Here is a 24,114-nt window from a genome sequence, read left to right on the forward strand (position 1 = left end):
CCCGGCGAATTTGTGCGCGGTGCTGGTGCGCCGCTCCGGTCGAGAGATCGGCTAACCTCGCTCTCGTTCGGCCCCATGCGGCAGGCGTTGGTGTTGAGCCTGAGATGATGATCCTCGCCCTGGCACACGAGTCTGGCGCAGATGGCGCGGGAAGGAGGTTGGAACATGCTGGATGCGAATCCTGGTGTTGAGCCCGGTATCGGGACTCTGGTGGTTGGTGCCGGTGCGACCGGGCTATCCGCGGCCCGAGAATTGTGCCGTCAAGGAAAAAACGTGGTCCTGGTGGAGGCCGGCGAAAACGTCGGTGGCAACATTGCGACCCGGGATGATGGTGACTGGCAGGTCGAGCTGGGGCCGAACACCCTGATGGCCAAGCCACCCCTGTACCGACTCTTGCATGAGCTGGGTCTGGACCAGGAAGCCATATTTGCCGGAGAGGCGGGCCGCAAGCGCTTCATCGTCAAAAATGGGCGAGTTCAGGCCTTACCCTTGAACTGGTCCCGTGCGCCTTTCAATCCACTGCTGGCCAAGGCGTTGCCCAGGCTGGCTCTGGAGCCCTGGATAAGCCCGGGCAAGGGCGAGGAGTCGATAGCTTCCTTCGTTGAACGACGGCTCGGGCGTCATGTCCTCGAGTATCTGGTCGATCCGTTCGTGTCGGGTATCCATGCGGGCGATCCGCAACAACTCTCGGCGCAGGCGGCATTTCCCGGCATGACCGCCCTGGAACAGCGCTTCGGTTCCTTGCTTCGAGGGGCCTGGAAGTCCAGGCAGGGTAATGCACGAAGCGAGACCATGCCCGCTACCTGGAAAGGCAAGCTGATCAGTTTTCACGGTGGACTGCAGCGCCTTGCACAGTGTCTGGCCGAGGAGGTGGCAACCGCTCGTCATGGCCAAGTGCTTTGCAGCACGCGTATCCACACTCTCCGAAAAACCGACAAGGGGTGGTTGGCTGAGACTCGGGATGAGCAGTGTTTTCATGCTGCCCGCCTGGTGCTGGCCACGCCGGCTCATGTGAGTGCGGACCTTTTGCAGCCCATGGATACCCGATTGGCGAGCTTGCTGAGAGATATCGTTTATCCGCCGGTCACTGCCGTTTCCCTGGGGTTTGCGGCGTCGCAGGTATCGCATCCGCTGGATGGCTTCGGCGTGCTGGTGCCGCGGCGCGAAAAGCGCCGCACCCTGGGGGTGCTGTTTGTTTCAAGCCTTTTTCCCGGTCGAGCCCCAGCCGGGCACGTGTTGCTTCATGCCTTTATCGGTGGCCGTCGTGACCCTGAGGGGGCAAGGCTCACCGCGGATCAGTTGGTGGCCCAGGTGTGCCATGACATGGGAGATCTGCTGGGTATCGAGGGGGAGCCTGTGTGGCACAGCATACAGCGCTGGCCAAACGCGATTCCGCAATATGAGTTGGGACATCTGGCTCGAATCCATGAGATCGAGCAAGCGGTGACTTTGCATTCCGGCCTTTACGTGATTGGCAACTGGCGGGACGGCATTGCGGTCGGTGACTGCCTGGAAAATGGGCGCCAGGCGATGGGGCAGTTTTCGAGTGAGGCGGAATGAGGCAGTCGCTGTCAGTCACGCCTGATCACATCGCGGAATAAAAAAGCGCGCTAACCGCTATTTTTATTACTAAAAAATCTAACGTTAGAACAAAATATTGTTTACAATGAAAAGGGTCTAACCGATGCGATCTGGCGCAAGCCGGTTTTTCATCATCTGGTGTTCTAAGGAGGTGCGCTATGTCTCAACAGCCCATCGTTACGGCTTTTTTCGATGAACCCACGAATACTTTCAGTTACGTGGTTCAGGACCCCGACAGCCACGCCTGCGCCATTCTCGACTCGGTGCTTGACTTCGATTATGCGGCAGGGCGTACCGATGTGCGCTCGGCCAACGAGATCATTGCCTTTGTCGAGGATCATGCCTTGCAGGTGGAGTGGGTGCTCGAGACCCATGTGCATGCCGACCATCTCTCCGCGGCGCCGTACCTGCATGAGAGGCTCGGCGGTCGCACGGGCATCGGAGCCAATATCACCGTGGTGCAGGATGTCTTTGGCAAGGCGTTCAACGCTGGCACCGCCTTTCAGCGCGATGGTAGCCAGTTCGATCGTCTCTTCGAGGAGGGGGATACCTTTGCCATCGGTCAACTCGAGGGGCGGGTGCTGCACACGCCGGGGCATACGCCGGCCTGCCTGACCTACGTCATCGGTGATGCCGCCTTTGTTGGCGATACCCTGTTCATGACCGACTATGGCACGGCTCGCTGCGATTTTCCCGGCGGCGATGCTCGAACGCTTTTCCGCTCGATTCAAAAGGTGCTCTCCCTGCCGGCCGAGACGCGCCTCTTTCTGTGTCATGACTATCCAACATCTGGACGGGACGAGTTCCGGCATTCCACCACGGTCGCCGAGCAGCGTGAGCACAACATTCATGTGCACGAGGGCGTCAGCGAGGAAGCCTTCGTCAGGATGCGTACCGAGCGTGATGCAACGCTGAACATGCCACGGCTGATTCTTCCCTCGGTGCAGGTCAATATGCGGGCCGGTGAGCTGCCTCCGGCAGAGGAGAACGGTCAGGTGTATCTCAAGGTCCCCATCAACCTGTTTTGAGTCCAGGGTCGCTGAAGGAGTCATCAATAATGCAGATCCATGAACTGGAACCGGGCTTCGCCATCAGCGATGCCCTCGTGGTAGAGGACCTGGAGGAAGTGGTCCGTCTGGGATTCAAGTCGATTGTCTGCAATCGGCGGCCCGGAGAGGCTGACGGGCAACCTGATGAGTCGTTGATGCACCAGCGCTGCTTGGCGCTGGGGCTGGCCTGGCGGTGTATACCCGTTGCGCCGGGGGAGTACGGTGAAGCCGATATCGAGGCTTTTGGCACAGCCCTGGAAGAATTGCCGCCTCCGATCCTGGCGTTTTGCCGAACCGGTCGCAGAGCCGTTCACATGTGGGCGCATGCCCGGAGTTGCGAGCCGGGCTGCGATATTCCGGCGTTGCTCGAGGCGGCCCACCAGGCGGGCCATGATCCACAGCCCATTCACGATATGTTGAATAGGTGACCAGCCTGATGAATGACGACTACAACCATAACGATGACAGGGAGCTCACCATGTCTCGCACGACACAAGACCTTACCCGGTGCTATCACGATGTCGTGGTGATCGGGGGAGGAGCTGCCGGCATTGCCGTTTCAGCCAGCCTGCTGAAACGTTGCAGTGATCTGGATATTGCCATTATCGACCCCGCCGAGATGCATAGCTATCAGCCCGGCTGGACGCTCGTCGGCGGGGGTGTCTTTTCTGCAGGCATCACGCGCCGGCCGATGCGTGAGGTGGTTCCTCGCAAGGCCGTTCGCTATGCCACTCATGCCCAGAGTGTCGATCCCGAGTGCGGCCTGGTCACTCTGGGTGACGGTCGGCAGATCCGTTATCGACGACTGGTCGTGGCTCCGGGGCTGGTGATCGACTGGGGTGCCATCGAAGGGCTCGAGGAGACGCTTGGCGAGAACGGTGTGACATCCAATTATCGCTATGAGCTGGCGCCCTACACCTGGTCGCTGGTGCAGTCGCTCAAGCATGGCAAGGCGCTGTTCACCCAGCCGCCGATGCCAATCAAATGTGCCGGGGCGCCCCAGAAAGCCATGTATTTGTCCTGTGACCATTGGCAGCGCCAGGGCCGTTTGAAGAATATTGATGTCAGCTTCTGCAATGCCGGTCAGGTCCTCTTTGGAGTGCCGGATTATGTACCGGCACTGGAGGGCTATATCGAGCAATACGGTATCGAGAAAGCCTTTGGTCGTCGCCTGGTGGCTGTCGACGGTCCGTCACGAAAGGCACGCTTCATGGTCAGCGATGACCAGGGTGAATATGAGGAAGAGCGGGAGTTCGACATGCTGCATGTCGTGCCGCCTCAGCATGCTCCGGCTTTCATCGCCGAGTCCGGGCTCGGCAATGAAGGGGGATGGCTGGACCTGAATGCCGAGACGCTTCAGCACGCCTGTTACCCTGATGTTTTCGGTCTCGGGGACGCCAGTGGCACCCCCAATGCCAAGACGGCGGCGGCAGTGCGCAAGCAGGCTCCTGTAGTGGCGGACAATCTGCTGGCGTCTCTGGAAGAGCGCCCCATGTCAGCGGCCTATCAGGGTTATGGTTCCTGTCCTCTGACGGTCTCGCGAGGACGCATCGTGCTGGCCGAGTTTGGGTATGGCGGTGCTCTTCAGCCAACTTTCCCGCGTTGGGTCAATGATGGCACCCAGGCAACGCGTCGCGCCTGGTGGCTCAAGGCCAAGCAGTTACCCTGGCTATACTGGCACGGCATGCTCAAGGGTCGAGAATGGATGGCCCATCCGGCACGCCGTGATCAGCAAGCTGAGCCAGTTCAAGCGCAGACGGCGAGGAGCCGATGACGCCTGAACGCATGATTCCGCTGATTGGCTGGCTCAAGGGTTACCGCGCCGAGACCCTGGCGCGTGACGGCCTGGCGGCCGTGATTGTCACCCTGATGCTGGTGCCTCAGGCACTGGCCTATGCGCTGTTGGCCGGGCTGCCGCCGGAGATGGGGCTCTATGCCAGCATGCTGCCACTGGTGCTGTATGCCTTGCTGGGTACCAGTGCCACGCTGGCGGTGGGCCCGGTAGCGGTCGCCTCGCTGATGACGGCGTCGGCGCTTGGCGGCATTGCCGAGCCGGGCAGCGCCGAGTATGTCGGCGCGGCGCTGGTACTGGCCGCGCTGTCCGGCCTGATGCTGGTCGGCATGGGGGTGCTGCGGCTGGGTTTTCTGGCCAACTTTCTCAGCCACCCGGTGATTTCCGGGTTCGTCACCGCCTCCGGCCTGCTCATCGCCACCAGCCAGTTGCGGCATATCCTGGGAGTCGAGGCGTCCGGGCATAACCTTCTGGAAATGGTGACGTCACTGTTCGGGCAGCTGGATACCCTCAATGGGGTCACGCTGGTGATGGGCCTTGGGGTCTGGGCCTATCTTGTGCTGAGTCGTCGTTACCTGAAGTCCGGGCTGATCCGCCTCGGGCTGACGGACGCTGTCGCCGGCCTGTTGAGCAGGGCGGCGCCGGTCTCGGCGGTCATCGTCACCACGCTGCTGGCCTGGGGGCTCAGCCTGGGGTCGCAAGGGGTCGCGCTGGTGGGCAAGGTGCCCGGCGGCCTGCCCGCGCTGGCGATGCCCTCACTGGAGGCCGACCTGTGGTCGGCTCTGCTGCCGGCGGCGTTGCTGATCAGCCTGGTGGGCTTTGTCGAGTCGGTGTCGGTCGCCCAGTCGCTGGCGGCCAAGCGACGCCAGCGCATCGACCCCAATCAGGAGTTGATTGCCCTGGGCATGGCCAACCTGGGGGCTGGTGTCAGTGGTGGGGCTCCGGTTTCCGGCGGCTTTTCGCGCTCGGTGGTCAACTTCGAGGCGGGAGCGGTCACCCCGCTGGCGGGCGCCTTCACGGCGCTGGGTATCGGTGTGGCGGCCCTGACCCTGACCGAGCCGCTGGCCTTCCTGCCCAGGGCGACGCTGGCCGCCACCATCATTGTAGCGGTCTCCACCCTGATCGATCTGCCGGCGATCAAGCGCACCTGGGCCTACTCGCGGGCCGACGGCGTCGCCATGCTGGCGACGCTGCTGCTGACGCTCTTCCATGGCGTGGAGAGCGGCATCCTGGCGGGCGTGGTCCTGTCGCTGGGCCTGCATCTGTATCGTACCAGCCAGCCGCACAGTGCCGTGGTGGGACGCGTGCCGGGTACCGAGCACTTTCGCAATGTGCGTCGCCATGAGGTCGAAACCGATGAGCGGTTGAGCATTCTGCGGGTCGACGAGAGCCTGTATTTCGCCAATGCGCGCTATCTCGAGGATACCGTGATGGCACTGGTCGCGCGGCAGCCGGGGGTCGCGGATATCGTGCTGGCCTGCCAGGCGGTCAATCTGATCGATGCCTCGGCGCTGGAGAGCCTGGAAGCCATCAACAGTCGGCTCCGGGATGCCGGGGTGAGCCTGCATCTCGCCGAGGTCAAGGGGCCGGTCATGGACCGCCTGGAGCAGACCGATTTTCTTCACGAGCTGACGGGGCAGGTCTTCCTGAGCACCTTCAGTGCCTGGTGCGTCCTGCATGTGGCGGACGACCGGGAAACCAGCGGACGGGGCGTTTCCCCGGCCACTTCATGCCACACGGAGTCTTCGTATGAAACACAATATCGGTCGCCTTGATAAATGGCTGCGGATTGCCTTCGGGGTGGTGCTCATTGGGCTGACGCTTTCGGGCACGCTGGGTGTCTGGGGGTGGTTGGGGGTGTTGCCGATCCTGACCGCCCTGATCGGCTCCTGCCCGCTCTACTCTCTCCTGGGCATCAGGACATGTCGCACCAAGTGACCATGAAGGAGGGCAATTGATGGAGTCGAGTCTCGTGCACGGCCTGGTCGGGGGTGTCCTGATCGGGCTTTCGGCGACCTGGCTGATGGCCACCCTGGGCCGCGTGGCGGGCATCAGCGGGATTATCGGCACCCTGCTGACGGAGCGGCCGAGGGGCGACAGCGCCTGGCGTCTGGCCTTCGCGCTGGGGCTGGTGAGTGGCCCGCTGTTGGTCGTGCTGCTGGGCGGTGAGCTGGGCAATGTGGCCGGTCGTGCCGGTGCCGTCGTCGGTGAGCCGGCGGGTGGCGTGGCCCTGATGCTGGTGGCCGGCCTGCTGGTGGGCGTGGGCACCGGGATCGGCAGTGGCTGCACCAGTGGTCATGGTGTCTGCGGTCTGGCGCGTCTTTCGATGCGCTCGCTGACGGCTACCCTGGTGTTTCTGCTGACCGCGATACTCACGGTGATGGTCGTTCGGCATCCATGGGGAGGAGGCGCATGAAATCCCTGATGGCGTATCTTGCCGGGCTGCTGTTCGGCCTGGGCCTGGCGATCTCGGGCATGACCGACCCCGCGCGGGTGCTTGGCTTTCTGGATGTGCTCGGGGACTGGGACCCGACGCTGATGTTTGTGCTGGGCGGGGCCGTGGTGACCAACTTTATCGGCTATCGGTTGGTGTGGCGGCGTTCTCATCCCCTGCTGGCGGCGCGTTTCCAGTTGCCGACTCGCCAGGACCTGGATGCCCGATTGCTCTCCGGTGCCGCCCTGTTCGGCATTGGCTGGGGGCTCTCCGGGTATTGTCCCGGGCCGGCGTTGGCCTCGCTGATCGGGCTTTCGGTGCCGTTGGCCGCCATGTTGGTGGCCATGGTAGTGGGCTGGTTTGTGGCCCGGGCAGTCGCTGCGGATGACTAGCGGCCAGAACCTGGCCTGACATCTCCCTGGCGGATATGAAAAAGCCGCCTCCCGGTCGGGAGGCGGCTTACATTCGGGCCCGTCATCTGGGGCTGTGTCGTCGAGGCTCAGGCCAGGTCGAAGCGGTCGGCGTTCATGACCTTGTTCCAGGCGGCGACGAAGTCCTTGACGAACTTCCGCTGGGCATCGTCCTGGGCATAGACCTCGCTCAGAGCGCGCAGCTGCGAATTGGCACCGAAGACCAGGTCGACCCGGGTGGCGGTCCACTTGACCTCACCGGTCTTGCGGTCGCGGCCCTCAAAGACGTCTTCCTCGTCGGAGACCGCCTTCCAGTCGATGGCCATGTCCGTCAGGTTGACGAAGTAGTCGTTGGTCAGGGTGCCGGGACGGGTCGTCAGGATGCCGTGCTTGACGTCACCGTGGTTGGCTCCCAGGGCACGCATGCCGCCCATCAGCACCGTCATTTGCGGGGCGCTGAGGCCCAGCAACTGGGCGCGGTCGAGCATCATTTCTTCGTCACGAACGGCAAACTTCGTGCGGCGATAATTGCGGAAGGCGTCCGCTTCGGGTCGCAGCACCTCGAAGGAGTCGGCGTCGGTCTGCGCATCGCTGGCGTCGGTGCGACCCGGCGAGAAGGGCACTTCGATGTCCTGACCGGCCTCGCGGGCGGCCTTCTCGATGGCCGCGGCACCGCCGAGCACGATCAGGTCGGCCAGCGAGACGCGCTTGTTGCCGGACTGACCGGCATTGAAGTCGTCCTGGATGCCTTCCAGGGTCTCGAGCACCTTGGCGAGCTGCTGCGGCTGGTTGACCTCCCAGTCCTTCTGGGGCGCCAGGCGGATGCGTGCGCCGTTGGCGCCACCGCGCATGTCGGAGCCGCGGAAGGTGCTGGCGGAGGACCAGGCGGTATAGACCAGCTCGCTGACCGTGAGGCCGGAACCCAGCAGCTTGCGCTTGAGCTCGGCGATATCCTGGGCATCGACCAGCTCATGATCCACGGGCGGTACCGGGTCCTGCCAGATCAGGTCTTCACTGGGAACTTCCGGTCCCAGGTAGCGGTCCTTGGGGCCCATGTCGCGGTGTGTCAGCTTGAACCAGGCCCGGGCGAAGGCATCGGCGAATTCCTGCGGGTTCTCGTGGAAGCGCCGCGAGATCTTCTCGTAGGCCGGGTCGTAGCGCAGCGACAGGTCGGTGACCAGCATGGTCGGGGCACGACGCGGGGAGTCGGGCTCGGGCCCGGGCATCTCGTCGCCTCGCGCATCCTTGGCGACGAACTGGTAGGCACCGGCCGGGCTCTTGGTCAGTTCCCATTCATAGCCGAAGAGGTTGTCGAAGAAGTAATTGCTCCACTGGGTGGGCGTCTGGGTCCAGATGACCTCGGGGCCGCCCCCCATGGTGTCTTCGCCCATGCCCTTGCCGTGGCGGCTCTTCCAGCCCAGGCCCATCTGCTCGAGGGGCGCGGCTTCCGGTTCGGCCTCGACCTGTTCTTCGGTGCCGGCGCCATGGGTCTTGCCGAAGGTGTGGCCGCCGGCGATCAGGGCCACGGTCTCTTCGTCGTTCATGGCCATGCGCTCGAAGGTCTCGCGAATATCATGAGCGGCCTTGGCCGGGTCGGGTTCGCCTTCGGGGCCCTCGGGGTTTACATAGATCAGCCCCATGTGGGTTGCGCCCAGCGGGTTCTCGAGCTCGCGCCCCTGGTTGTCGGTGATACGCTCGTCGCTGCCGAGCCATTCCTTCTCGGCGCCCCAGTAGATGTCGTCCTCGGGTTCCCAGGTATCCACGCGCCCACCGGCAAAGCCGAAGGTCTTGAGGCCCATGGATTCCAGGGCCACATTGCCGGCGAGGACATAGAGGTCGGCCCAGGAGAGCTTGTTGCCGTATTTCTGCTTGATCGGCCAGAGCAGGCGGCGCGCCTTGTCGAGGTTGACGTTGTCGGGCCAGCTGTTGAGCGGCGCGAAGCGTTGCTGGCCGCCACCGGCGCCGCCACGGCCATCGCCCATGCGGTAGGTGCCGGCGCTGTGCCAGGCCAGGCGAATCATCAGTCCGCCATAATGACCGAAGTCGGCCGGCCACCAATCCTGAGAGTCGGTCATCAGGTTGGTGAGGTCCTTTTTGACCGCGGCCAGGTCGAGCTTCCGGAATTCCTCGGCGTAGTTGAAGTCCTCGCCCAGCGGGTTGGTGTGGGCGGTGTGTTGATTGAGGATGCCGAGGTTCAGCTGATTCGGCCACCAGTGGCGGTTTTCCGGCCCCTGGCCTCGAACACTGGTATTACTGCCGTGCATGACGGGGCACTGGCCGGCGGCCCCGCTGTTATGTTGCTCGCCCATGGTGTATCTCCTTGTTGCTGACGGTCCTGGATATGACGCCGCGTATAGGGTCGGCTGCCGGGTTCGGCGCGCTGCTCGTGAGCGCTCGAAGCCGGGGCGTTGGCTTTCAATCTCAATGTACTCGCTATACTTAGGGTCTGACCAACTGCCTTTGCCAACCATCGTGATAGTGGCGCTTTATAGTTGGCGAGAGCCTGGCTTGCCGACGTCGTCCCTGAGACCCTGGCTCGAGGCACCGACTATTGGCGCGTTGTCCGGGGCCAAGCCGTGTGGGTAGACTCTATTGCCTCCGCTTTTCTATCAGAGTGGTACAAGATGTCGCGCTTGGACTGTTGAACCCGTGCAAGCACGACAATGCCCCGGCAACCCTTGGAGGATCAGGCTCATGAGCGTGCGCGATATTCCCCTCTACCTCGATGGCGAGCCCGTCATCTCGCGAAGTCAGCAATGGCAGGATGTGGTCAATCCGGCCACCCAGGCCGTGGTGGCCCGAGTGCCCTTCTGTACGCTGGAGGAGGTCGATCACGCCGTGGCGAGTGCCCGGCAGGCCTTCAGGAGCTGGCGCAAGGTACCGCTGGCCCGCCGTCAGCGCATCATGCTCGAACTGCAGGCGTTGATTCGCGAGCACAGCGAAGAGCTGGCCGAGCTGATCACCGAGGAGCACGGCAAGACGCTGCCGGATGCCGCCGGCGAGGTGGGGCGGGGCCTGGAAGTGGTCGAACATGCCTGCTCTATCACCTCCCTGCAGCTCGGCGAGCTGGCCGAGAATGCCGCCAGCGAGGTGGATGTCTATACCCTCAATCAGCCGTTGGGTGTTGGTGCCGGTATCACGGCGTTCAACTTCCCGATCATGCTGCCCTGTTTCATGTTTCCGCTGGCCATCGCCACCGGCAATACCTTCGTGCTCAAGCCTTCCGAACAGGACCCCAGCGCCACCATGCGGTTGGTCGAGCTAGCCCATGAGGCGGGGGTGCCGCCGGGTGTGCTGAATGTGGTGCATGGTGGGCCGGAGGTCGCCAATCGGCTGTGTGACCATCCGGACATCAAGGCGATGTCGTTCATTGGCTCGACCCATGTGGGCACCCAGCTCTATCGGCGAGCCAGCGAGGCCGGCAAACGCGCCCAGGCGATGATGGGTGCCAAGAACCACTGTGTTGTCATGCCGGATGCCAATCGCAGTCAGGCCATCAATAACCTGCTGGGTTCGGCCTTCGGCGCCGCCGGGCAGCGCTGCATGGCCAACTCGGTGGTGGTGCTGGTGGGCGAGGCCCGCGAGTGGCTGGCGGAACTGGCCGAGGGCGCGCGCCGCATGGTGGTCGGGCCCGGTACGCAGCGCGATGCCGATCTCGGGCCCCTGGTCTCGCCGGCGGCCAAGGAACGGGTGGAGGCGCTGATTGCCGCGGGGCAGGGCGAAGGGGCCACGCTGCTGGTCGATGGTCGCGGCTGCCAGGTGGAGGGCTACCCGGACGGCAACTTCGTCGGCCCGACACTGTTCAGCGATGTCACCGCGGAGATGACGATCTATCGAGAGGAAATCTTCGGGCCAGTGCTCTGTGTGGTGGCGGTCGAGACGCTGGATGAGGCCATCGACTTCATCAATGCCAACCCCAATGGCAACGGTACCTCGATCTTCACCAACTCCGGCTGGGTCGCGCGGCGCTTCGAGTCCGATATCGATGTCGGTCAGGTGGGCATCAATGTGCCGATTCCGGTGCCGGTGGCCTATTTCAGTTTCACCGGCTCGCGTGGTTCCAAGCTCGGTGACATGGGCCCCAACGGCAAGCAGGCCGTTGCCTTCTGGACACAGACCAAGACCGTTACCGCCCGTTGGTTCGAGCCCGAAAATGTTTCCAGCGGCATCAACAGCACCATATCGCTGAGTTGATTCGCCGCATCATGATTCGTCTGCCAGGTAAGGTGGTATGCAGGATTCGTTATCAAAGCTGGGCCACAAGGGCACACCGGAGCTCGGGCCGTCATTGCTGGGTGGGGTGAGTCTGCCGGCGGCGGTGCTGCATGAGACGGCACTGGCTCATAATCTGGCGTGGATGCAGCGCTTTGCCGAGTCGCATGGCGCCCGGCTGGCACCCCACGGCAAGACCAGCATGACCCCGGCGCTCTTCCATCGCCAGCTCGAAGCCGGTGCCTGGGGCATTACCCTGGCCACCGCGCCTCAGTGTCGCGCGGCCTTTGCCAGTGGTGTCTTGCGGGTGCTGATGGCCAACCAGCTGGTGGGCCAGGCTAACATGGCGATCATTGCCGATTTGCTTGAGGCGGGCGCTGACTTCCATTGCGTGGTCGATAGCGAAGCCAACGTGCGGGATCTAGGGCGTTTCTTCGCCGAACGCGACCTGACGCTCAAGGTGCTGATAGAGCTGGGCATCGCGGGCGGTCGTACCGGTTGCCGCTCCGTGGAGGCGGTCAGGGAACTGGCGCGGGTCGTCGATGCCGAGCCGGGGCTGGCCCTGGCCGGCATGGAGGGCTACGAAGGCGTGGTGCATGCCGCGGACCCGGTACCGGCGATTCGCGCTTATGCCACGCGGCTGGTCGAGGCGGCGCGTTGCCTCGACGACGAGGGGCGGTTCGCCGCGGACCACCCCATCATCACCGCCTCGGGGTCGGCCTGGTACGATCTGATCGCCGAGGCTTTCGATACGGGCGAGCTGCGTCGACGCTTCACGCCGGTGCTGCGTCCCGGCTGCTATGTGGTGCATGATCATGGCATCTACCGTCGGTCCCAGCAGGGTGTGCTGTCACGCCGTCCCGATCTGCATGAAGGCTTGCGCCCGGCGCTCGAGGTCTTCGCCCAGGTGCAGTCGCTGCCGGAACCGGGGTTGGCCATCGTGGCGCTTGGCAAACGCGATATTGGCGCCGATCAGTTGCCCGAACCATTGCGCCGTTATCGGGAAGGCGGCGCGGTGGGCGAAGTACTGAGCGTCGACGGCTGGGAGGTCACCAGGCTGATGGACCAGCATGCCTTCATGCGCCTGCCGGACTCGGCCGATGATGTGCACATCGGCGATGTGCTGGCCTTCGGCGCCTCGCATCCCTGTCTGACCTTCGACAAGTGGCGACGCCTCTGTCTGGTCGATGAACGTCTGGCTGTCACGGAGGTCATGGCCACCACCTTCTGAATCCTGGATTCATAGAATAACGGCAGCATCCTGGAGCATGAGGTAGGGGCAGGGCGGCCGTTTCTCGACGCGATCGGTCGCTCAGTTAGCATTGTGCTGCGGATGTGGCATCATGGGCGCGTCGTTGTCGCCGACCTGTCCCGGTCCTGATCCGGTCAGGTGCCGCGCAACGCCTCACAATTCAATTCACTGTCGCCAGGGGAGCCCTACCGTCAAAGCGGGGCTGAGAGAGCGCACGACGCTGACCCTGGAACCTGATCCGGTTGATACCGGCGGAGGAAGTGCGACATGCCTTACCTGACGTCTGCCGTGCTGGGCGCGGCACTGCTGTGTTTTGCCTACCTGGGCCTGCGGGCTCGACGGGCCGATGGCCCCCTCGATGACTATGTCACGGCGCGCAACTCGCAGAGCGCGCGCTCGCTGGGCGTCTCCTTCCTGGCCTCCGGCATGGGAGCCTGGATTCTCTTTGCACCTCCCGAAATCGGCGCCATGGTGGGGCCGCTGGCGTTGCTCGGCTATGCCCTGGGATCGGCCCTGCCACTGATCGTGCTGAGCTTTTATGGCCCGGTGATCCGACGTCATCTGCCCGAGGGGCGCAGTATCGGCGAGTTTGCCGAAGCCTGTTACGGAGCCGGGGTACGCCGCTGGGTCACCCTGGTGTCGATTCTTTACATGGGCTGTTTCCTGGCCGCCGAGCTGACCGCGATCGGTGCCATTGCGGCGCTGCTCTCTGAGGTGCCGGCAAGCGTGGTGGTCATCGGGGTGGCTCTGGTCACCCTGGTCTACACGGCGGTCGGCGGGCTGCGTGCCAGCCTGGCCACGGATCGCTGGCAGGGCTGGTTGTTGCTGGCGTTACTGATCCTGGTGACGGCGGTGGTGCTGTGGGTGCTGCCGCCCATGCCCGAGCAGGCCAGGATGCCTCAGACACCGCCGCTGGATGCGCTGTCGGTGGCCCTGACCCTGGTGATTGCGGTGACCGCGGCGGAGCTCTTCCATCAGGGCTACTGGCAGCGGGTCTGGGCTGCCGAGGATCAGCGCGCTCTGGGCCGTGGCGCCCTGCTGGGCGGTGCCGGTGTGCTGATGGTGGTCATGGCCATCGGTGGCCTGGGCATGCTGGCGGTCATGCATGGACTGCCGCTCGGCGAGCCGCCCATTCCCTTCTTTGCCCTGCTGTCCGAGGCGCCGGGCTGGTTGGCCATTCCGGCCCTGGTGCTGGCCGTGACGCTGGTTTCCTCGAGTGTCGATACGCTGCAGACGGCCATTGCCTCGCTAGTGGTGGCCGGCTCGGGGCGCCGCGGCCTGTCGGTCGCCACGGCGCGTCTGGTGACGGTCGGGCTGATGGTGCCGGTGGTGCTGATCGCCCTGCAGGAGCTTTCGGTGCTGCGCCTGTTCCTGATTGCCGATCTGCTGTGCGCGGCGACCATCGTGCCGGTCCTGCTGGGTGTCTGGCAGCGCATGGGGTCCCCGGCGGCCATGGTCGGTGGCCTGGCCGGGCTGGTCGGTGCCATCCTGCCCGGCTGGTGGGCTCAGGGTAGCCTGCTGGCCGGGATTCAGGCGGCCAGTTTCCCGGGTGGCATACCGGCGCTGGCCCCCTTTGTCGGGGCGCTGCTGGCGTCGGCGCTGGTCAGCGTGGTGATCGCCCTGGCCTGGCCGGCGAAGCCGCGCACGGCCTGAGCGAGGGCGGCGGCCAAATACCGGCTCCATGGGGTTGCCAGATGGCCCGTGTCGCGCCACCCTTCAACGTTTGATCCGTGACTCGAGGAGACTCCCCCATGAGCGATGCACCAGGTGACTCACGCCGTCGTTATTCCGCCCCGGTGGTCGACGGCGTCGGCAAATCGGCCAGCCGCGCCATGTTGCGTGCCGTCGGTTTTACCGATGAAGACTTCACCAAGCCCCAGGTCGGCATTGCCTCGACCTGGAGCCAAGTGACGCCGTGCAACAGCCATATCGCCGAGCTGGCCGATCAGGCTCGAGACGGTGCCGATGCGGCCGGTGGCAAGGGCGTGATCTTCAATACCATCACCATTTCCGATGGCATCGCCAACGGCACCGAGGGCATGAAGTATTCTCTGGTATCGCGGGAGCTGATCGCGGATTCCATCGAGGCCGTGGCGGGCTGTGAAGGATTCGATGGCGTGGTGGCACTGGGGGGCTGCGACAAGAACATGCCGGGCTGTGTGATGGGCCTGGCGCGTTTGAATCGCCCGGGTGTCTTCGTCTATGGCGGTACCATCATGCCGGGTGCCAACCATACCGACCTGGTGTCGGTGTTCGAGGCCATGGGGGCGCACAGCCGCGGCGACATGGATCTGATCGACGTCAAGCAGATCGAGGAAACGGCGATTCCCGGCCCGGGTTCCTGCGGTGGTATGTACACCGCCAATACCATGGCTTCGGCCATCGAGGCGCTGGGCATGAGCCTGCCGGGAAGCTCGGCGCAGAACGCCATCTCGGACGACAAGCGGGCGGACAGCCAGGCGGCCGGCGAGGCGGTGCTGAATCTGCTCGAGAAGGACATCAAGCCGTCGGACATCATGACCCGTGAGGCCTTCGAGAATGCCATCACGATGGTCATCGCCCTGGGTGGCTCGACCAATGCCGTGCTGCATTTGATCGCCATGGCCGACACCATCGGCGTGTCGCTGAGTCTCGAGGATTTCACCGAGATCGGCCGCCGGGTGCCGGTGCTCGCCGATCTGCGCCCCAGTGGCCATTACATGATGAGCGAGCTGGTCGCCATCGGTGGAATTCTGCCGTTGATGAAGATGCTGCTGGAGGCCGGGCTGCTGCATGGCGACTGCCTGACGGTCACCGGCAGGACCCTGGCCGAGAACCTGGCGGACGTGGCGCCGTACCCGACTGACCAGTCGATCATCGCGCCGCTGGAGGCTCCGCTGAAGAATGAAAGCCACCTGCGCATTCTCTATGGCAATCTGGCGCCGGAAGGGGCCGTGGCCAAGATTACCGGCAAGGAAGGCACGCACTTCACCGGCAACGCTCGGGTCTTCGGTTCCGAGGAGGAGGCGCAGGCGCGCATCAATGACGGCGTGGTGGTGGCCGGGGATGTCGTGGTCATTCGCTATGAAGGGCCGCGGGGCGGCCCCGGCATGCGCGAGATGCTGACGCCGACCTCGGCGATCATGGGGCGTGGCCTGGGCGATCAGGTGGCGCTGATCACCGACGGGCGCTTCTCGGGCGGCAGCCACGGTTTCGTGGTCGGCCATGTCACGCCGGAAGCCTTCGATGGCGGCCCGCTGGCGCTAGTGGAGGATGGCGACACCATCACCATCGATGCTGAGGCCAATACCATCGAGGTGAGCCTTGACGAGGCGGAGCTGAAGCGGCGTCGGGCGGCCTGGCAGCGCCCCGAACCGCGCTATACCCGTGGCGCCCTGGCCAAGTACGCCAAGGTGGTCAGCTCGGCTTCCATGGGGGCGGTGACCGACCGGCTGGACTGAGCCGCAAGACGCACCTTGCAGCAAAAAAGGGCCCGATGAGCGGGCCCTTTTTTGTGATTGCCCGGTACCGGGCGCGCGCAGGTCGCTTACTCCGAAACGGCGGAGCGCATCATGTCCTCGAAGGACTTGGCGTTCTCGGGCAGCTCGAAGATATCTGCCGCCGGGGTGCTGTCGGACAGCTCGGCAAGCTGGAAGCGCTCGCCGAAGCGCAACATGCCCAGTTCACGGTCTTCCAGCTCCTGGGCAATGGGGTCCGGTTCATCGGTCATGCTGCGCTGGTAGTCATGGAAGGCCGCCATCATTTCGCGTACCTGGGCGTCATCCGTCAGTACGAGCTCGTCGTCATGGCTGGTGCCGCTCTTGTCGGTCCACTGAATGTTGTAGACCTCACCTTCCAGCTCGGCAATGGTTTCGGTCTCGCCGGTAGCTTCCAGTGAGTCGACCTGCTTGGCCTGTTGGCCGGTCATGGTGTCGGCCTGTCCGTTGCCCATGCTCTCGGCCATTTCCTTCATTCTGGCCATGTCCATGACCATGGTCTGCCCCTGCATCTCGGTGACCATGTACCCCTTGCCGTCACGCAACAGCATGAATCCCGCCTGGGACTGGTCGGGAAAGTCCATGCGCAGCTTGTCGTCGGCCCAGCGGACCTGCATGTTGACGTTGCCCTGGTCGGACTGGGCATTCAGCGTGGCCTGGCCGTCGGCCAGGGCCGGGGTGGCAACGGCCAGGGCCAGGCCGCAGGCGATCAGGCTGGTGGCGAAATATCGCATGGCGCGTTTCCTCTTGAAGCAGGTCGTGGCATGGCGTTTGAGCCGGGTGTGCGGGCGTTGAGACTGCGCACGCAGGTTCAGCTCGTCGAGAGTTCATGGTCGATGGCTTCCCGCAGGGTCTGCAGTTCTTCCAGCGAGAGCTGTTCCAGGCGGCCGGAAAGCAGGTCACTGACCTTTTGCATCGGCAGGCCGGCGCGGCGAGCGATGTCGCGGCTACCCAGGTCGGAGACGGCAATCAGCCGGGTGATGATGCGCATCAAGCGGGCGCGTTGCTCCAGGTCCCTGACATCGAGGTCAGGGCAACTTCGTGGAGGGGGATCACTGGGATCCGATTCGCAGGTCTCACTTACCGTACTCATGAGGCTCCAGTTGAACGAGTCGATGGTGACAGCATGCATATTTTTTCACACGTTCGCCAGCCTTGTGCAAGCTTGTGGTGTCACGCGCTGATGAGTAGCGTTGTAGCGTCGGTCACCGGGCCTTTCTGCCCGGTGCTGGGGACGCGAGGCAGACAATGCACGATTTCATCATCATCGGTGGCGGCATCCTCGGGATGTCGACCGCCATGCAGCTCCAGCAGGCCCATCCGCAGCAGCGCATGGTGGTCCTCGAGAAGGAAGAGCAGCTCGCCCGGCACCAGAGCGGCCACAACAGTGGCGTGATTCATGCCGGGGTCTATTACACGCCGGGCAGTCTCAAAGCGCGCTTCTGTCTGGAGGGTAACCGGGTGACGCGTGATTTCTGTGCGTCACATGGGGTTGACTACCAGGTCTGCGGCAAGCTGCTGGTGGCCACCAGCGAGACGGAAATGCAGCGCATGCGGGCGCTCTGGGAGCGCACCGCGGCCAATGGGCTGCAGCGCGAGTGGTTGAGTGCCGAGGCGCTTCGCGAACGCGAGCCCAATGTCACCGGTCTGGGCAGCATCTTCGTGCCTTCCAGCGGCATTGTTGATTATGCGGCCGTGACCCGCGCCATGGCCGACGAATTTCAGCGACTGGGCGGTGAGATTCGTCTGGGAGCGCCGGTCAGCGCGCTGCAGGAAAGGCGCCGGGAGATGGTGGTGACCACCCCTCGGGAGGAGTTTACGGCACGCTATGTGGTCAGCTGTGCCGGGCTGATGGCCGACCGGGTGGTGCGCATGCTGGGGCGTGACCCGGGATTCTCCATCTGCCCCTTCCGTGGCGAATACTATGCCTTGCCGGCGCGCCACAACCGGATCGTCGACCATCTCATCTACCCGATTCCCGATCCGGCCAGGCCGTTTCTCGGTGTGCACCTGACGCGCATGATCGATGGCAGCGTAACCGTTGGCCCCAACGCCGTGCTGGCCTTCAAGCGTGAGGGGTATCGGCGCCGGGATCTCTCCTGGCGGGATCTGGCGGCCATGGCCAGGGATCCGGGGATTCGCCGTGTGCTGGCCGACAACCTGGGCCCCGGACTGGTCGAGATGAAGAACTCCCTGCACAAGCGCGGCTATCTGGAGCTGGTACGCCGTTATTGCCCGAGCCTCGAACTGGACGATCTGACGCCCTATCCGGCAGGGGTGCGTGCCCAGGCGGTATCACCGGATGGCAAGCTGGTCGACGACTTTCTGTTCGTGCAGACGCCCCGCAGCCTTCACGTCGGCAATGCGCCCTCGCCGGCGGCGACCTCGGCGCTGCCGATCGGGGCGCATATCCTCGCCACCCTCGAGCAGCAAATGGTGGATTGACGCCCTGTCAGCCTCGCTCTACGACCTTGGGAGACTTGCGCGAAACGCGCTGACGGGTGCAAATGATCGGGTTATCACTTGTTTCTGCGGCGGCCAGCGTGGAATGACGGACTGGCTGTCCGGGTGAGGGCCTGCTAGCGTTTTCCAGGGTAGCCGCGGCTGCCGCCGACATCACCACCACAGGACGTGATCGGGCCCTTGTCCGATTGCATCGAATGCCAGATCGCAACGGAGGTCACACATGCGCGTTATTCATTACGCTCTCGCGGCATCAATGCTGGTTGCCGCGCCGGCGGCCATCGCTCAGCAACAGCTGTCCATCGCCACCGGTGGCACCGGTGGCACCTATTATCCCTATGGCGGTGGCCTGGCCGAGCTGATCAATGAACACATTGAGGGCTATGATGCCGTGGCCGAAGTGACCGGCGCCTCGGTGGAAAACATGGGCCTGGTCTGGCGCGGGGATTCCGACATGGCGCTGGCGCTGGCCGATACGGTGTATCAGGCCTACAACGGCACCGGTGACTTCGAGGGGCGCCAACTGGACAACATTCGCGCCCTTGCGTCCGTCTATCCCAACGCCGTGCAGATCGTGACCATGGCGGACTCGGACATCGAGTCGCTCAGTGACCTGACGGGCAAGATCGTCTCGGTCGGGGCCCCCGGCAGTGGCACCGAACTCAATGCCCGTGCGCTGCTGGAGTCCAACGGCATCAGCTATGACGACTTCGAGGAGCGCCGCCTCAATTTCAACGAAACAGCCGATGCCCTGCGTGACGGCGATATCGATGCCGGCTTCTGGAGCGTGGGGCCGCCCACCAGCTCGATCATGAACCTCGCCACCACCCGCGACATCCGCTTGATCGGGCTGAGCGACGAGGAAATGGCCAACGCCCAGGATGAAGTGCCGGTGTTTGCGCCCTATGAGCTGCGTGCCGACCTCTATGAAGGCATGGAGTCAGCGGTGCAGACCATCGGCATCCCCAACATCCTGGCAACCAGCTCCGAGCTGGACGAGGAACTGGCCTACCAGATCACCAAGACCCTGTATGAGCACACGGATCAGTTGATCGCCATTCACCCGGCGGCCAATGACACCACCGTGAAGTTCAGCGTCGACTCCACGCCGATTGCCTTCCATCCGGGCGCGCTGCGCTATTACGAAGAGCAGGGTGTCGAGATCGCCGACCGTCAGCGTCCCTGATGGACCCATGGCCATGGCAGTCCGGTCGGGCGGCGAGATCCGCTCGGCCGGCGCTTTGGGTGCAGGTCGCTTGCCTGGCGGTGCTGTTGACGGCAGGGCCGGCCGTGGCCGGCGCCCCTGCGCATCAGTTGCGGGTCATCGATGCGCGGGGCGACCTGCTGGTCAGCCTGCCCATGCCGCCGGGCGCTGGCTGGTGCCTGGCCTGGAATCATTCGGTGGAAGGCTTCACCGTGCATGACTGTTATCGCAACCGCGATGGCCGCATGGTGCTCGAACGCAGTCATCTACCGGACTTCGCGGCCGGGCTCGATCATATTCCCGGTCGCGGGCGCCAGGTATCCGACGGGCAGGGCGGTTACTGGATCGAGGGAATCGACGAGCCGGTGCCCGGCGATCAGTACCGTTTGCGCGTGGGCGACGAGGCGGTCAACCACCGCCTGGTCAGCCATGGCGAGCCGAGCCTGCGCCGCCTGGTCCAGTGTGGTCGGTCGGCCGGGGGCGAGGTGGTGCTCCCTAATCCGGTGGGGCAGGCACCGCTGACCATCCGCCTCAGCCGTCTGGCGGCCGACGAGGCGGTTACCCTGGGGCTGTATCCGCCCGACTAGTCCCTGCCAGGGCCTGGTTTCGCAATTTTCTTGATCACTCCGCAGAAGCCGGGGTGATCCGACCATTCGCTGCTGCGAGAGAACCTTCATGAGCGAAACGGGCAATTCTCCCATCGTCCCCGGCAGCCAGGCCCCGCATTCACGCCCCGTGTTGTGGCTGATCACCCTGGTGGCCGTGGTGTTGTCATTGTTTCAGCTGTATTCCGCGGGTATCGAGCCGTTGGGGCTCTTCTATCAGCGCAGTATCCACCTGGCGCTGATCATGATGCTGGCTTTTCTGATGTTTCCGGTCTTCGGGCCGGGCCGGCCGCGCGGCGCCATCGGCTGGCTGGTCGATGTGCTGTTCTTCGCCGGGGCGGTGATCACCGGGGGCTACCTGGTGCTGTATCTTGACGAGATCATCAATCGCGCCGGTTTCTGGACCCAGACCGATATCATGATCGGCTGTATTGCGACGGTGACCGTTCTCGAAGCCAGCCGTCGAGCGGTTGGTCTGGGCATGACGATCATCGGCCTGTTGGCCATTCTCTATGCGTTCGCCGGGGCGCGGGGGGAGCTGCCCTGGCTGGGCGAGTGGCTGCCGGGGATCCTCGAGCATCGCGGTTACAGCCTGGACCGCCTGGTGGGCCAGCTCTACCTGGGTCAGGAAGGCATCTTCGGCCTGCCCATCGGGGTGGCGGCCACCTATATCTTTACCTTTGTGCTCTTTGGCGCCTTCCTGGAGATCACCGGCGCGGGCAAGTTCTTCATCGACCTGGCCTATGCCGCCACCGGCAGGCAGCGAGGCGGGCCGGCCAAGGCCGCCGTCATCGCCTCGGCCGGCATGGGCTCGATCTCGGGCAGTGCCATCGCCAATGTGGTGACCACCGGCGCCTTCACCATTCCCTTGATGAAACGCCTGGGCTATCGGCCGCACCAGGCGGGCGGCATTGAGGCGGCGGCATCCACCGGCGGGCAGATCATGCCGCCGTTGATGGGCGCCGGGGCCTTTCTGATCGCCGAGTACACCCGCATGCCCTACCTGGAGGTGGTCAAGGTCAGCATCCTGCCGGCGGTCATGTATTTCGGCACCGTCTATCTGTTCGTGCACATCATCGCGCTCAAGCAGGGCATGCAGGGCATGAGCAGGGACGAGCTGCCCAAGGTGCGGGATGTCATGGGTACTGGCTGGCATTTTCTGCTGCCCCTGGCGGTGCTGATCTGGTTGCTGGCCATCAACCTGTCGCCCTCGCGGGTGGGCTACTACGCCATTCTGACCATTCTGCTGGTGACGGCCCTGCGCTTTATCATCTGGATGGTCTTCGTGGGCCCCAGAAAGGGCCAGCCGGTCACGGCGAGTGCCGTCATGCTGGCGGTGCGCAATGGGGCGCTCAAGGTGCTCGAGGGTCTGGAGCTCGGCGCGCGCAATGCCGTGGCGGTCTCCATGGCCTGTGCGGTGGCCGGCATCATCGTCGGGGTGGTGGGCCTGACGGGCCTGGGCCTGAAGTTCTCGGCGATGATGATGGCCTTCTCCAACGGCCATCTGCTGCTGGCGCTGGTGATGGTGCTGCTGGCCAGTCTGGTGCTGGGCATGGGGCTGCCGGTGACGGCGAGCTATATTGTGCTGATCGTCCTGGTGGGGCCGGCCCTGACCGCCGAGTTCGGCGTGCCGCTGCTGATCGCGCATCTGGTGGTGTTCTGGTACTCCCAGGATTCCAATGTCACGCCTCCGATCGCCCTGGCAGGTTTTGCGGGCGCGGCGATCGCCGGGTCCAAGCCCATGGACACCGGCTTCCAGGCCTGGAAGTTTGCCAAGGGGCTTTATCTGATCCCGTTGTTCATGGTCTACAACCCGGAGATCATTACCGGGGGGCCGGTGCCGTTGCTGGTGTGGACGGCGCTGACCGGCTTCCTGGCGCTGGGGGCCTTCGCCGCGGCCCTGGAAGGCTATCTGTTCACGCGCATGTCGTGGCCCGTCAGGGTCATCCTGGCCCCGGCCATGGTCGCGGTCTTTTACCCCAGCCTGGTCGCCGAGATGGTGGGCGCGGCCGTGATGCTGGCGCTGATCGTCGGCAACTGGCTGGCCAGCCGGCGCGAGGTGGCGGTCGCCGGCTGATTCAGTCGGCCATGTAACAGTTTGGCGCCGCGTGGCGGGGCCGGGCTGAAGCCGGTCAGGAAGTGCCGCTCACTGAGCCGGTTGTTCCGCCTCGCCGGAACTGTCCGGCGTGGGCTCCTGCATGTCGGTGGCCTGCTCGTTGACCTCGTCCAGCGAGTCGGCCGTGTCACCGGAGGCTTCGGCGTTTCGGGCTTCTTCCTGGAGCATGGCTTGCTGGGCTTCCTGCAGGCTGCTGCCATCCGGGGTGGCATTGACGGGCTCCAGCACCAGGGTCACCGGGCCCTGTTGGGCCTCGGCGCCGACCTGAACAACATGCCGCGATGTGGTGGTCCACAACAGTTCGCCCTTGTCGCCATGCAGGGCGGCGCGCAGGCTGTGGGTGTGCTCGGGGGTCACCTCGCCGCTGGCGTAGTCCAGCCCGAAGGTCACCGGTCCTCGGTTGCCGGGGGTGACCTCGGTTTCGGCGATGGTGGTCGCCGGGCTGTCGGCACGCGAGATATCGCGCAAGCTGATGGTAATGCTGGCGCCGTCCGGCAGTGGAATATCCGTGGCGGAGAACTCCAGTTCGCCTTCCAGGCGACGGGCCACGGATTCGCTCGGGGTGTCGTTCGAGGTACCGGCGGTCTGGGTCGAGTCCGATTCCGTCGAGGTGGATTCCGAGCCAGAGGTGTCGGCAGTGTCCTGCTGCGCCTGCTTGGCGTCATCGCAGCCCGCCAGGGCAAGTGTCCCGGTCAGGGCGGCGATCATTAGCAGGTGGCGTTTCATGGGCATACTCCGTGACGGCATTGAATCCTGGACTCGCTTTGTGACCAGATATTAACAATCTAGTTCGCTGAAGGCATGCCGTCAGTGCCGCCAGTGTGCTGGAGTGAGCAGCATCGCCTCGATGTCGTTCGAGTTGGCCCGACATCCGGGCGCGCGGGTTAAGGAAGGCTCGCCCCGGCTCTGCTAGAATGCGGGATTTTGCACCATTCCGGCATCCGACTTTGTTTCCCGCGGTGCTGCCGGATTCGGCCAATTGTTGTTTCGCGAGGAGCCTTGAATGCCAGCTAACGACTCGCCGCGCGTCGGCGTCATCATGGGATCCCAGTCCGACTGGCCGGTCATGGAGTATGCCGTCGACATGCTCGAACGCCTCGGGGTCGCGCACGAGACGCGGGTGGTCTCGGCTCACCGTACGCCCGACCTGCTGTTCGATTACGCCAAGACGGCTGCCGAACGCGGCCTGCAGGTGATCATTGCCGGTGCCGGCGGGGCCGCACACCTTCCGGGCATGGTGGCGTCCCAGACGGCACTGCCGGTGCTGGGGGTACCGGTGGAGTCCAAGTCCCTCAAGGGCATGGACTCGCTGCTCTCCATCGCCCAGATGCCCGGCGGTGTGGCCGTGGGCACCCTGGCCATCGGCAAGCCGGGCGCCATCAATGCCGGCCTGCTGGCAGCGCAGATCGTCGGCCTGCAGGATGCCGCGGTGCGCCGGGCGGTGGAGAGCTTCCGTGCCGAGCAGACCGACAAGGTGCTGAACAACCCCGACCCGCGTCCCCATTCAGAGTGATCTCAGC

Annotated in this window: 21 protein-coding genes and 1 riboswitch; of the genes, 17 read left to right on the plus strand and 4 right to left on the minus strand. The window is 64.3% G+C overall.

Features of this window, described 5'->3' with window-relative positions; all coding sequences use genetic code 11:
• The first annotated feature begins 165 nt into the window (after positions 1 to 165).
• From hemG to QWY74_RS01000, 8 genes are all read left to right on the plus strand, one after another.
• A complete protein-coding gene (gene hemG / locus QWY74_RS00965) occupies positions 166 to 1,560 on the plus strand; it encodes a protoporphyrinogen oxidase (protein WP_290313582.1) in 1,395 nt (464 codons plus the stop codon).
• A gap of 179 nt (positions 1,561 to 1,739) precedes the next feature.
• Positions 1,740 to 2,609: an MBL fold metallo-hydrolase gene (locus QWY74_RS00970; protein WP_264826641.1), complete on the plus strand. Its 870-nt coding sequence runs from the start codon at positions 1,740 to 1,742 to the stop codon at positions 2,607 to 2,609.
• Between the two features lie 29 nt (positions 2,610 to 2,638).
• A complete protein-coding gene (locus QWY74_RS00975) occupies positions 2,639 to 3,058 on the plus strand; it encodes a protein tyrosine phosphatase family protein (RefSeq protein ID WP_290313583.1) in 420 nt (139 codons plus the stop codon).
• Positions 3,059 to 3,108: 50 nt separating this feature from the next.
• Positions 3,109 to 4,404, plus strand: coding sequence for an NAD(P)/FAD-dependent oxidoreductase (locus QWY74_RS00980; RefSeq protein ID WP_264826638.1), 1,296 nt, complete (start codon positions 3,109 to 3,111; stop codon positions 4,402 to 4,404).
• Entirely contained in the window at positions 4,401 to 6,197 is a 1,797-nt protein-coding gene (locus QWY74_RS00985; protein WP_290313584.1) for a SulP family inorganic anion transporter, read from the plus strand. The genes QWY74_RS00980 and QWY74_RS00985 overlap by 4 nt, the downstream gene beginning before the upstream one ends.
• Positions 6,172 to 6,360, plus strand: a complete 189-nt coding sequence (locus QWY74_RS00990) for a YgaP family membrane protein (protein WP_264826634.1) — start codon at positions 6,172 to 6,174, stop codon at positions 6,358 to 6,360. The genes QWY74_RS00985 and QWY74_RS00990 overlap by 26 nt, the downstream gene beginning before the upstream one ends.
• A gap of 19 nt (positions 6,361 to 6,379) precedes the next feature.
• Positions 6,380 to 6,838 carry a YeeE/YedE family protein gene (locus QWY74_RS00995; protein ID WP_435389095.1) on the plus strand — a complete coding sequence of 153 codons (459 nt, stop codon included), beginning with the start codon at positions 6,380 to 6,382 and terminating at the stop codon, positions 6,836 to 6,838.
• The gene (locus QWY74_RS01000) at positions 6,835 to 7,248 is read left to right on the plus strand and encodes a DUF6691 family protein (protein ID WP_264826630.1); all 414 of its coding nucleotides are present in this window, start codon (positions 6,835 to 6,837) and stop codon (positions 7,246 to 7,248) included. The genes QWY74_RS00995 and QWY74_RS01000 overlap by 4 nt, the downstream gene beginning before the upstream one ends.
• A 107-nt stretch (positions 7,249 to 7,355) precedes the next feature.
• On the opposite strand, the gene katG is transcribed toward QWY74_RS01000, so the two are convergent.
• Complete coding sequence (gene katG, locus QWY74_RS01005; RefSeq protein WP_290313585.1) at positions 7,356 to 9,575, minus strand: catalase/peroxidase HPI; 2,220 nt, start codon at positions 9,573 to 9,575, stop codon at positions 7,356 to 7,358.
• Between the two features lie 385 nt (positions 9,576 to 9,960).
• On the opposite strand from katG, the gene QWY74_RS01010 reads away from it, so the two are divergent.
• From QWY74_RS01010 to ilvD, 4 genes are all read left to right on the plus strand, one after another.
• The gene (locus tag QWY74_RS01010; protein ID WP_264826618.1) at positions 9,961 to 11,460 is read left to right on the plus strand and encodes a CoA-acylating methylmalonate-semialdehyde dehydrogenase; all 1,500 of its coding nucleotides are present in this window, start codon (positions 9,961 to 9,963) and stop codon (positions 11,458 to 11,460) included.
• A gap of 37 nt (positions 11,461 to 11,497) precedes the next feature.
• A complete protein-coding gene (locus tag QWY74_RS01015; protein ID WP_264826616.1) occupies positions 11,498 to 12,709 on the plus strand; it encodes an amino acid deaminase in 1,212 nt (403 codons plus the stop codon).
• A 187-nt stretch (positions 12,710 to 12,896) separates the two neighbouring features.
• A riboswitch (TPP riboswitch) is annotated at positions 12,897 to 13,008 on the plus strand.
• Positions 12,998 to 14,383, plus strand: a complete 1,386-nt coding sequence (locus QWY74_RS01020; RefSeq protein ID WP_264826615.1) for an SLC5/6 family protein — start codon at positions 12,998 to 13,000, stop codon at positions 14,381 to 14,383. It overlaps the preceding riboswitch by 11 nt.
• 98 nt (positions 14,384 to 14,481) lie before the next feature.
• The gene (gene ilvD, locus QWY74_RS01025) at positions 14,482 to 16,170 is read left to right on the plus strand and encodes a dihydroxy-acid dehydratase (protein ID WP_264826614.1); all 1,689 of its coding nucleotides are present in this window, start codon (positions 14,482 to 14,484) and stop codon (positions 16,168 to 16,170) included.
• 86 nt (positions 16,171 to 16,256) lie between these two features.
• Here ilvD and QWY74_RS01030 read toward each other — a convergent pair whose 3' ends face one another.
• Both QWY74_RS01030 and QWY74_RS01035 read right to left on the minus strand, forming a co-directional pair.
• On the minus strand, positions 16,257 to 16,940 hold the full coding sequence (locus tag QWY74_RS01030; RefSeq protein ID WP_264826613.1) for a hypothetical protein: 684 nt from the start codon (positions 16,938 to 16,940) through the stop codon (positions 16,257 to 16,259).
• A 77-nt stretch (positions 16,941 to 17,017) separates the two neighbouring features.
• A complete protein-coding gene (locus QWY74_RS01035) occupies positions 17,018 to 17,299 on the minus strand; it encodes a helix-turn-helix domain-containing protein (protein WP_264826612.1) in 282 nt (93 codons plus the stop codon).
• A 155-nt stretch (positions 17,300 to 17,454) separates the two neighbouring features.
• On the opposite strand from QWY74_RS01035, the gene lhgO reads away from it, so the two are divergent.
• From lhgO to QWY74_RS01055, 4 genes are all read left to right on the plus strand, one after another.
• A complete protein-coding gene (lhgO, locus tag QWY74_RS01040; RefSeq protein WP_264826611.1) occupies positions 17,455 to 18,651 on the plus strand; it encodes an L-2-hydroxyglutarate oxidase in 1,197 nt (398 codons plus the stop codon).
• A 241-nt stretch (positions 18,652 to 18,892) separates the two neighbouring features.
• On the plus strand, positions 18,893 to 19,855 hold the full coding sequence (locus QWY74_RS01045; RefSeq protein ID WP_264826610.1) for a TAXI family TRAP transporter solute-binding subunit: 963 nt from the start codon (positions 18,893 to 18,895) through the stop codon (positions 19,853 to 19,855).
• A gap of 59 nt (positions 19,856 to 19,914) precedes the next feature.
• The gene (locus tag QWY74_RS01050; protein WP_264826608.1) at positions 19,915 to 20,460 is read left to right on the plus strand and encodes a DUF1850 domain-containing protein; all 546 of its coding nucleotides are present in this window, start codon (positions 19,915 to 19,917) and stop codon (positions 20,458 to 20,460) included.
• An 88-nt stretch (positions 20,461 to 20,548) separates the two neighbouring features.
• Positions 20,549 to 22,555, plus strand: a complete 2,007-nt coding sequence (locus tag QWY74_RS01055) for a TRAP transporter permease (protein ID WP_290313586.1) — start codon at positions 20,549 to 20,551, stop codon at positions 22,553 to 22,555.
• 69 nt (positions 22,556 to 22,624) lie between these two features.
• Here QWY74_RS01055 and QWY74_RS01060 read toward each other — a convergent pair whose 3' ends face one another.
• Positions 22,625 to 23,320, minus strand: coding sequence for a YbaY family lipoprotein (locus QWY74_RS01060; protein ID WP_264826606.1), 696 nt, complete (start codon positions 23,318 to 23,320; stop codon positions 22,625 to 22,627).
• Between the two features lie 277 nt (positions 23,321 to 23,597).
• Between QWY74_RS01060 and purE the strand changes: the two genes are divergently transcribed.
• On the plus strand, positions 23,598 to 24,107 hold the full coding sequence (gene purE / locus QWY74_RS01065; RefSeq protein WP_290313587.1) for a 5-(carboxyamino)imidazole ribonucleotide mutase: 510 nt from the start codon (positions 23,598 to 23,600) through the stop codon (positions 24,105 to 24,107).
• The last annotated feature ends 7 nt before the right edge of the window (positions 24,108 to 24,114 follow it).

This window comes from Halomonas almeriensis, assembly GCF_030409235.1.
Taxonomy (GTDB): Bacteria; Pseudomonadota; Gammaproteobacteria; order Pseudomonadales; family Halomonadaceae; genus Halomonas; species Halomonas almeriensis.

Excerpts from the sequence above, each read along its gene's own strand:
- hemG (WP_290313582.1), top strand. The coding sequence starts at position 166 with ATGCTGGATGCGAATCCTGGTGTTGAGCCCGGTATCGGGACTCTGGTG.
- QWY74_RS00970 (WP_264826641.1), top strand. The coding sequence starts at position 1,740 with ATGTCTCAACAGCCCATCGTTACGGCTTTTTTCGATGAACCCACGAAT.
- QWY74_RS00975 (WP_290313583.1), top strand. The coding sequence starts at position 2,639 with ATGCAGATCCATGAACTGGAACCGGGCTTCGCCATCAGCGATGCCCTC.
- QWY74_RS00980 (WP_264826638.1), top strand. The coding sequence starts at position 3,109 with ATGTCTCGCACGACACAAGACCTTACCCGGTGCTATCACGATGTCGTG.
- QWY74_RS00985 (WP_290313584.1), top strand. The coding sequence starts at position 4,401 with ATGACGCCTGAACGCATGATTCCGCTGATTGGCTGGCTCAAGGGTTAC.
- QWY74_RS00990 (WP_264826634.1), top strand. The coding sequence starts at position 6,172 with ATGAAACACAATATCGGTCGCCTTGATAAATGGCTGCGGATTGCCTTC.
- QWY74_RS00995 (WP_435389095.1), top strand. The coding sequence starts at position 6,380 with ATGGAGTCGAGTCTCGTGCACGGCCTGGTCGGGGGTGTCCTGATCGGG.
- QWY74_RS01000 (WP_264826630.1), top strand. The coding sequence starts at position 6,835 with ATGAAATCCCTGATGGCGTATCTTGCCGGGCTGCTGTTCGGCCTGGGC.
- katG (WP_290313585.1), bottom strand. The coding sequence starts at position 9,575 with ATGGGCGAGCAACATAACAGCGGGGCCGCCGGCCAGTGCCCCGTCATG.
- QWY74_RS01010 (WP_264826618.1), top strand. The coding sequence starts at position 9,961 with ATGAGCGTGCGCGATATTCCCCTCTACCTCGATGGCGAGCCCGTCATC.
- QWY74_RS01015 (WP_264826616.1), top strand. The coding sequence starts at position 11,498 with ATGCAGGATTCGTTATCAAAGCTGGGCCACAAGGGCACACCGGAGCTC.
- QWY74_RS01020 (WP_264826615.1), top strand. The coding sequence starts at position 12,998 with ATGCCTTACCTGACGTCTGCCGTGCTGGGCGCGGCACTGCTGTGTTTT.
- ilvD (WP_264826614.1), top strand. The coding sequence starts at position 14,482 with ATGAGCGATGCACCAGGTGACTCACGCCGTCGTTATTCCGCCCCGGTG.
- QWY74_RS01030 (WP_264826613.1), bottom strand. The coding sequence starts at position 16,940 with ATGCGATATTTCGCCACCAGCCTGATCGCCTGCGGCCTGGCCCTGGCC.
- QWY74_RS01035 (WP_264826612.1), bottom strand. The coding sequence starts at position 17,299 with ATGAGTACGGTAAGTGAGACCTGCGAATCGGATCCCAGTGATCCCCCT.
- lhgO (WP_264826611.1), top strand. The coding sequence starts at position 17,455 with ATGCACGATTTCATCATCATCGGTGGCGGCATCCTCGGGATGTCGACC.
- QWY74_RS01045 (WP_264826610.1), top strand. The coding sequence starts at position 18,893 with ATGCGCGTTATTCATTACGCTCTCGCGGCATCAATGCTGGTTGCCGCG.
- QWY74_RS01055 (WP_290313586.1), top strand. The coding sequence starts at position 20,549 with ATGAGCGAAACGGGCAATTCTCCCATCGTCCCCGGCAGCCAGGCCCCG.
- QWY74_RS01060 (WP_264826606.1), bottom strand. The coding sequence starts at position 23,320 with ATGAAACGCCACCTGCTAATGATCGCCGCCCTGACCGGGACACTTGCC.
- purE (WP_290313587.1), top strand. The coding sequence starts at position 23,598 with ATGCCAGCTAACGACTCGCCGCGCGTCGGCGTCATCATGGGATCCCAG.